Raw genomic sequence first — 4,696 nt, forward strand, 5'->3', positions numbered from 1 at the left:
GGGTGGGGGTGGCGGGCTCGTGACCGGCCGACGGCCCGGCCGGGCCGGACGCGGTGTCCGCCCCGGTGTCGGCCTCAGTGCCTGCCCCGGCCTCGGCCTCGGCTCCGGTGTCGGCCTCGGCTCCGGTGTCGGCCGCGTGAGGTGCGGCCGGGCCGGACGCGGCGATGTCGGCGGCGATGCGCTCGGCGAAGACCAGGCCCTCCAGGAGGGAGTTGGACGCGAGGCGGTTGGCACCGTGGACGCCGGTGCAGGCGACCTCGCCGCAGGCGTAGAGCCCGGGCACGGTCGTCCGGCCGTGGAGGTCGGTGCGGACACCGCCGGAGGCGTAGTGCGCGGCGGGCGCCACCGGAATGGGCTCGGTCACCGGGTCGATGCCGTGGGCGCGGCAGGCGGCGAGGATCGTGGGGAAACGGTGGGCCCACATCTCGGCGCCGAAGTGCCGCGCGTCGAGGTACATGTGCTCGGCGCCGAGCTCCTGCATGCGGCGCATGATGCCCTTGGCGACGATGTCGCGCGGGGCGAGCTCGGCGAGCTCGTGGGCGCCGGCCATGAAGCGGTGGCCGTCGGCGTCGACGAGGTGCGCGCCCTCGCCGCGGACCGCCTCGGACACCAGGGGCTGCTGGCCCTCGGCGTCGGACCCGAGCCACAGGACGGTCGGATGGAACTGGACGAACTCCAGGTCGGAGACCTCCGCCCCGGCGCGCAGGGCGAGGGCGACGCCGTCGCCCGTGGAGACCGAGGGGTTGGTGGTGGCGGAGAAGACCTGGCCCATGCCGCCGGTGGCCAGCACGACGGCCCGGGCGCGGACGGCGCCGACGCCGTCGCGCTCGCCCTCGCCCATGACGTGCAGGGTGACTCCGGCGGCCCGGCCGTCCGCGTCCTTGAGGAGGTCGAGGACGAGGGCGTGCTCGATGGTCTCGATGCCCGCCGCGCGGACGGCCTCCACGAGGGCGCGGGAGATCTCCGCGCCGGTGGCGTCGCCGCCCGCGTGGGCGATCCGGCGGCGGTGGTGGCCGCCTTCGCGGGTCAGGAGGATCTCGCCGGTCCCGGCGTCGGTGTCGAAGAGGGCGCCGGTGTCGATGAGGCGGCGCACGGCGTCGGGGCCCTCGGTGACGAGGGCACGCACGGCTTCCTCGGAGCAGAGCCCGGCACCGGCGACGAGGGTGTCGTCGAGGTGCTGCTCGGGGGTGTCGCCCTCGCCGAGCGCGGCGGCTATGCCGCCCTGCGCCCAGCGGGTGGAGCCGTCGTCGAGGCGTGCCTTGGTGACGACGGTGACGTTCGCCCCGGCGGCCGCGCAGCGCAGGGCCACCGTGAGCCCGGCGACACCCGAGCCGACGACGACGACGTCGGCGTCGACGGACCAGCCGGGGCGGGGGGCGTTCAGCCGTATACCGGTCATCGCTGCGCTCCGGTTTCCGCGGCGGCCGTGGGAACCGCCTCCGCGAAGGTCAGGGGGATGTTGTCGATGAGGCGGGTGGTGCCCACCCTGGCGGCCACGGCCAGGACGGCCTCGCCGGTGTGGCCGTCGGTGACCTCGGTGAAGTCGGCGGGGTCGACCAGGGCCAGGTAGTCGAGGACGACGGGGGGCTCCATGGTGGCCGCGTTGTCGAGCACGGCGCGGGCGGAGCGGCGCACGGCGGCCGGGCCCAGCGCAGCAGCGGCGGCGCCGGTCAGCAGGGCGCGGGATATCTCCAGGGCGGAGGCGCGGTCCGCCTCGGAGAGGTAGCGGTTGCGGCTGGAGAGCGCGAGGTTGTCGCCCTCACGGACGGTCGGCACCCCGACAACCTCCACCGGGAAGTTGAGGTCGCGGACCATGCGGCGGATGAGCGCGAGCTGCTGGGCGTCCTTCTGCCCGAACAGGGCGACGTCCGGCGCGGTGAGGTGCAGGAGCTTGGCGACGACGGTGAGCATGCCGTCGAAGTGGCCGGGGCGGGAGGCGCCTTCGAGGCGCTCGCCCATGGGGCCCGCGGTGACACGGACCTGCGGTTCCCCACCGGGGTAGACCTCGTCGACGGCGGGGGCGAAGACGGCGTCGGCGCCCGCCTGCTCGGCGAGGAGGACGTCGGCGTCGAGGGTGCGCGGGTAACGGTCGAGGTCCTCGCCCGCGCCGAACTGGAGGGGGTTGACGAAGACGGTGACGACGACCTGGCCCTCGGGGCCCACGAGCTCGCGGGCCGTGCGGACCAGGGTGGCGTGGCCCTCGTGGAGAGCGCCCATCGTCATCACGACGGCGCGCCGCCCGGCGCGGGGCAGGACGTGCAGCTCCTTGGCCGTGCGGGTGAGCTGGATGGTCATTCGTTGCCTCCGTCCGCGAGGACGCCGAGCAGGTCCTCGGCCAGTTCGGGCTTGAGCAGACCGGCCGCGAGGGCACGGTCGGCGGTCGTACGGGCCATGGCCAGATAGCCGGCGACGGCCTGCGGGGCGTGCGCGCGCAGCTCGGTGATATGCGCGGCGACGGTGCCCGCGTCGCCACGGGCCACCGGGCCGGTGAGGGCCGCGTCGCCGCTGCGCAGGGCGTTGTCCAGGGCGGCGCCGAGGAGGGGGCCGAGCATGCGGTCGGGGGCGGTGACGCCCGCGGTCCGCAGCAGGTCCATGGCCTGGGCGACCAGGGTGACCAGGTGGTTGGAGCCGATGGCGAGGGCCGCGTGGTAGAGGGGGCGGGCGCTCTCCTCGATCCACTCGGGCTCGCCGCCCATCTCGATGACCAGGGCCTCCGCGGCGAGCCGCAGCTCCTCGGGCGCGGTGACGCCGAAGGAGCAGCCCGCGAGGCGCTCGACGTCGACCTGGGTGCCGGTGAAGGTCATGGCCGGGTGGAGGGCGAGCGGCAGGGCCCCGGCCCGGCGCGCCGGGTCGAGGACGGCCGTGCCGTGGCGGCCCGAGGTGTGGACGAGCAGCTGCCCGGGGCGGACCGCGCCGGTCTCGGCGAGCCCGGCGACCAGCCCGGGGAGCACGTCGTCGGGAACGGTGAGCAGCACCAGCTCCGCGCGCGCGAGGACTTCGGCGGGCGGGACGAGGGGCACTCCGGGGAGCAACTCGGCGGCCCGGCGCCTGGAGGCGTCCGAGACGCCCGAGGCCGCGACGGGGCGGTGTCCGGCGAGGCGCAGCGCGGCGGCGAGCGGGGGGCCGACACGGCCCGCTCCGACGACGCCCACGGTGAGCCGGGCCGGACGGTCCTGTGGGCTCGGGTGCTGCGGGGAGGATTGTGCGTTCACGCGGCGATGGCCTTCCGTTCCAGTCCTGGGTTCCCCCATGCCGCAGGCCAGGGGCGGGTACCGGACGATTCCTTCGTCATGCTACGCGAGTACGGCCCCGCCACTTCCGGCCGTCCTCAGCCCTGTGGAAAACCGGCCTGTGGATAACTCCGGGGGCGCGGTCGCGGTGCGTCATCATCGGGTCATGACCGAGAACGGGAACGGGGAGCACGACAAGGAGCACGACGGGGAAACCCGTGGGGACACGGGCGGAAGCGAGGCGGGGACGGGAGCCGGCCGGGCTCGCCGGATCGCGGCCGTCCGGGGCGTGGAGCGGGTTCTCTCGGCGGCTCCGGCGGCGGCGCTGACGGTGGGCGAGCGGCTGGCGTCCCTGGCCGCCGACGCCGCGGGCAGCCGCGAGCTGGAGCTGCCGCTGGACGTGTACGGCGACGGGCACGGGGTGGTCGGCGAGCTGGAGCGCAGGGTCGCGGAGCTGCTGGGCATGGAGGCCGCGGCCTTCTTCCCGACCGGCACGATGGCGCAGCAGGTGGCCCTGCGGTGCTGGGCGGGGCGCACGGGCAGCCCGGTGGTGGCGCTGCACCCGATGTCCCACCTGGAGCGGGACGAGCGGGGTGCGTACGCGCAGGTGTCGGGCCTGCGCGCGGTGCACCCGACGCACGCGCCGAGGCTGCCGACGGCCGGGGAGATCCGTGATCTCGCCGAGCCGTTCGGGACGCTCGCGGTCGAGCTGCCGCTGGTGCGCGCGGGCTATGCCCTGCCCACGTGGGAGGAGCTGGTGGCGGTCGTGGAGGCCGCCCGCGAGCGGGACGCGGTGGTCCACTTCGACGGCGCGCGGCTGTGGGAGTCGGCGCCGCATTTCGGGGTGGGCCTCGCGGAGCTGGCCGGGCTCGCGGACTCGGTCTATGTGTCCTTCTACAAGGCGCTCGGCGGCATATCGGGGGCCGCGCTGGCGGGCCCCGCCGAGCTGGTGGAGGAGGCGAGGGCCTGGCGGCACCGGTACGGGGGCGACGTCTTCCAGCAGTGGCCCGCGGCGCTCTCGGCCCTGGCCGGCCTGGAGCGCGAGCTGCCCCGGCTGCCCGCGTACGCGGCCCACGCCAAGGTGGTGGCCGGGGCCCTGGAGGAGGGGTTCCGGGCGGCGGGGGTGCCCTGGTTCCGGGTGCTGCCGCGAATACCGCAGACCCATCAGTTCCAGGTGTGGCTGCCGTATCCGCCGGAGGTGCTGGCCGAGGCGGGGCTGTCGCTGGCGGAGGAGGCGCGGATATCGCTGTTCGGCGGCTGGTACGCGTCCGAGGTGCCCGGCCTGTCGCTCTGCGACATGACGATCGCCTCGTCAGCCCTGGTGTGGACGCCGGAAGCGGTCGTCGAGGCGGTCGGCGCCTTCTTCGCCAGGGTGGCGCCGGGCGCCGGTGGCGCAGGCTGACGCGGACCGCGACCGCTGGGTGCGCGCGTCGGCCGCGGTCGGGGCGGGGGTCACGGTCGAGGCG

General features: G+C 75.8%; 4 protein-coding genes. 1 reads left to right on the top strand and 3 read right to left on the bottom strand.

Translation table 11 applies throughout. The features are described 5' to 3' along the window. The 3 genes from K6I34_RS31985 to K6I34_RS31995 form a co-directional block, all read right to left on the bottom strand. The coding region (locus K6I34_RS31985; RefSeq protein WP_229331469.1) for an L-aspartate oxidase at positions 1 to 1,399 on the bottom strand (1,399 nt) is incomplete at its 3' end. Beyond that, the gene (gene panC / locus K6I34_RS31990) at positions 1,396 to 2,295 is read right to left on the bottom strand and encodes a pantoate--beta-alanine ligase (RefSeq protein WP_229331471.1); all 900 of its coding nucleotides are present in this window, start codon (positions 2,293 to 2,295) and stop codon (positions 1,396 to 1,398) included. The genes K6I34_RS31985 and panC, both read right to left, overlap by 4 nt. Then, on the bottom strand, positions 2,292 to 3,212 hold the full coding sequence (locus tag K6I34_RS31995) for a Rossmann-like and DUF2520 domain-containing protein (RefSeq protein WP_229331473.1): 921 nt from the start codon (positions 3,210 to 3,212) through the stop codon (positions 2,292 to 2,294). Before K6I34_RS31995 ends, panC begins: the two co-directional genes overlap by 4 nt. A gap of 184 nt (positions 3,213 to 3,396) precedes the next feature. Here K6I34_RS31995 and K6I34_RS32000 point away from each other — a divergent pair, with 184 nt between their 5' ends. Beyond that, the gene (locus K6I34_RS32000; RefSeq protein WP_229331475.1) at positions 3,397 to 4,632 is read left to right on the top strand and encodes a low specificity L-threonine aldolase; all 1,236 of its coding nucleotides are present in this window, start codon (positions 3,397 to 3,399) and stop codon (positions 4,630 to 4,632) included. The last annotated feature ends 64 nt before the right edge of the window (positions 4,633 to 4,696 follow it).

This window comes from Streptomyces sp. UNOC14_S4 (assembly GCF_020740835.1).
In the GTDB taxonomy this organism is placed as follows: Bacteria; Actinomycetota; Actinomycetes; order Streptomycetales; family Streptomycetaceae; genus Streptomyces.

What these genes read in the sequence shown, in the direction of transcription:
- panC (WP_229331471.1), bottom strand. Translation starts at nt 2,295, where the DNA reads ATGACCATCCAGCTCACCCGCACGGCCAAGGAGCTGCACGTCCTGCCC.
- K6I34_RS32000 (WP_229331475.1), top strand. Translation starts at nt 3,397, where the DNA reads ATGACCGAGAACGGGAACGGGGAGCACGACAAGGAGCACGACGGGGAA.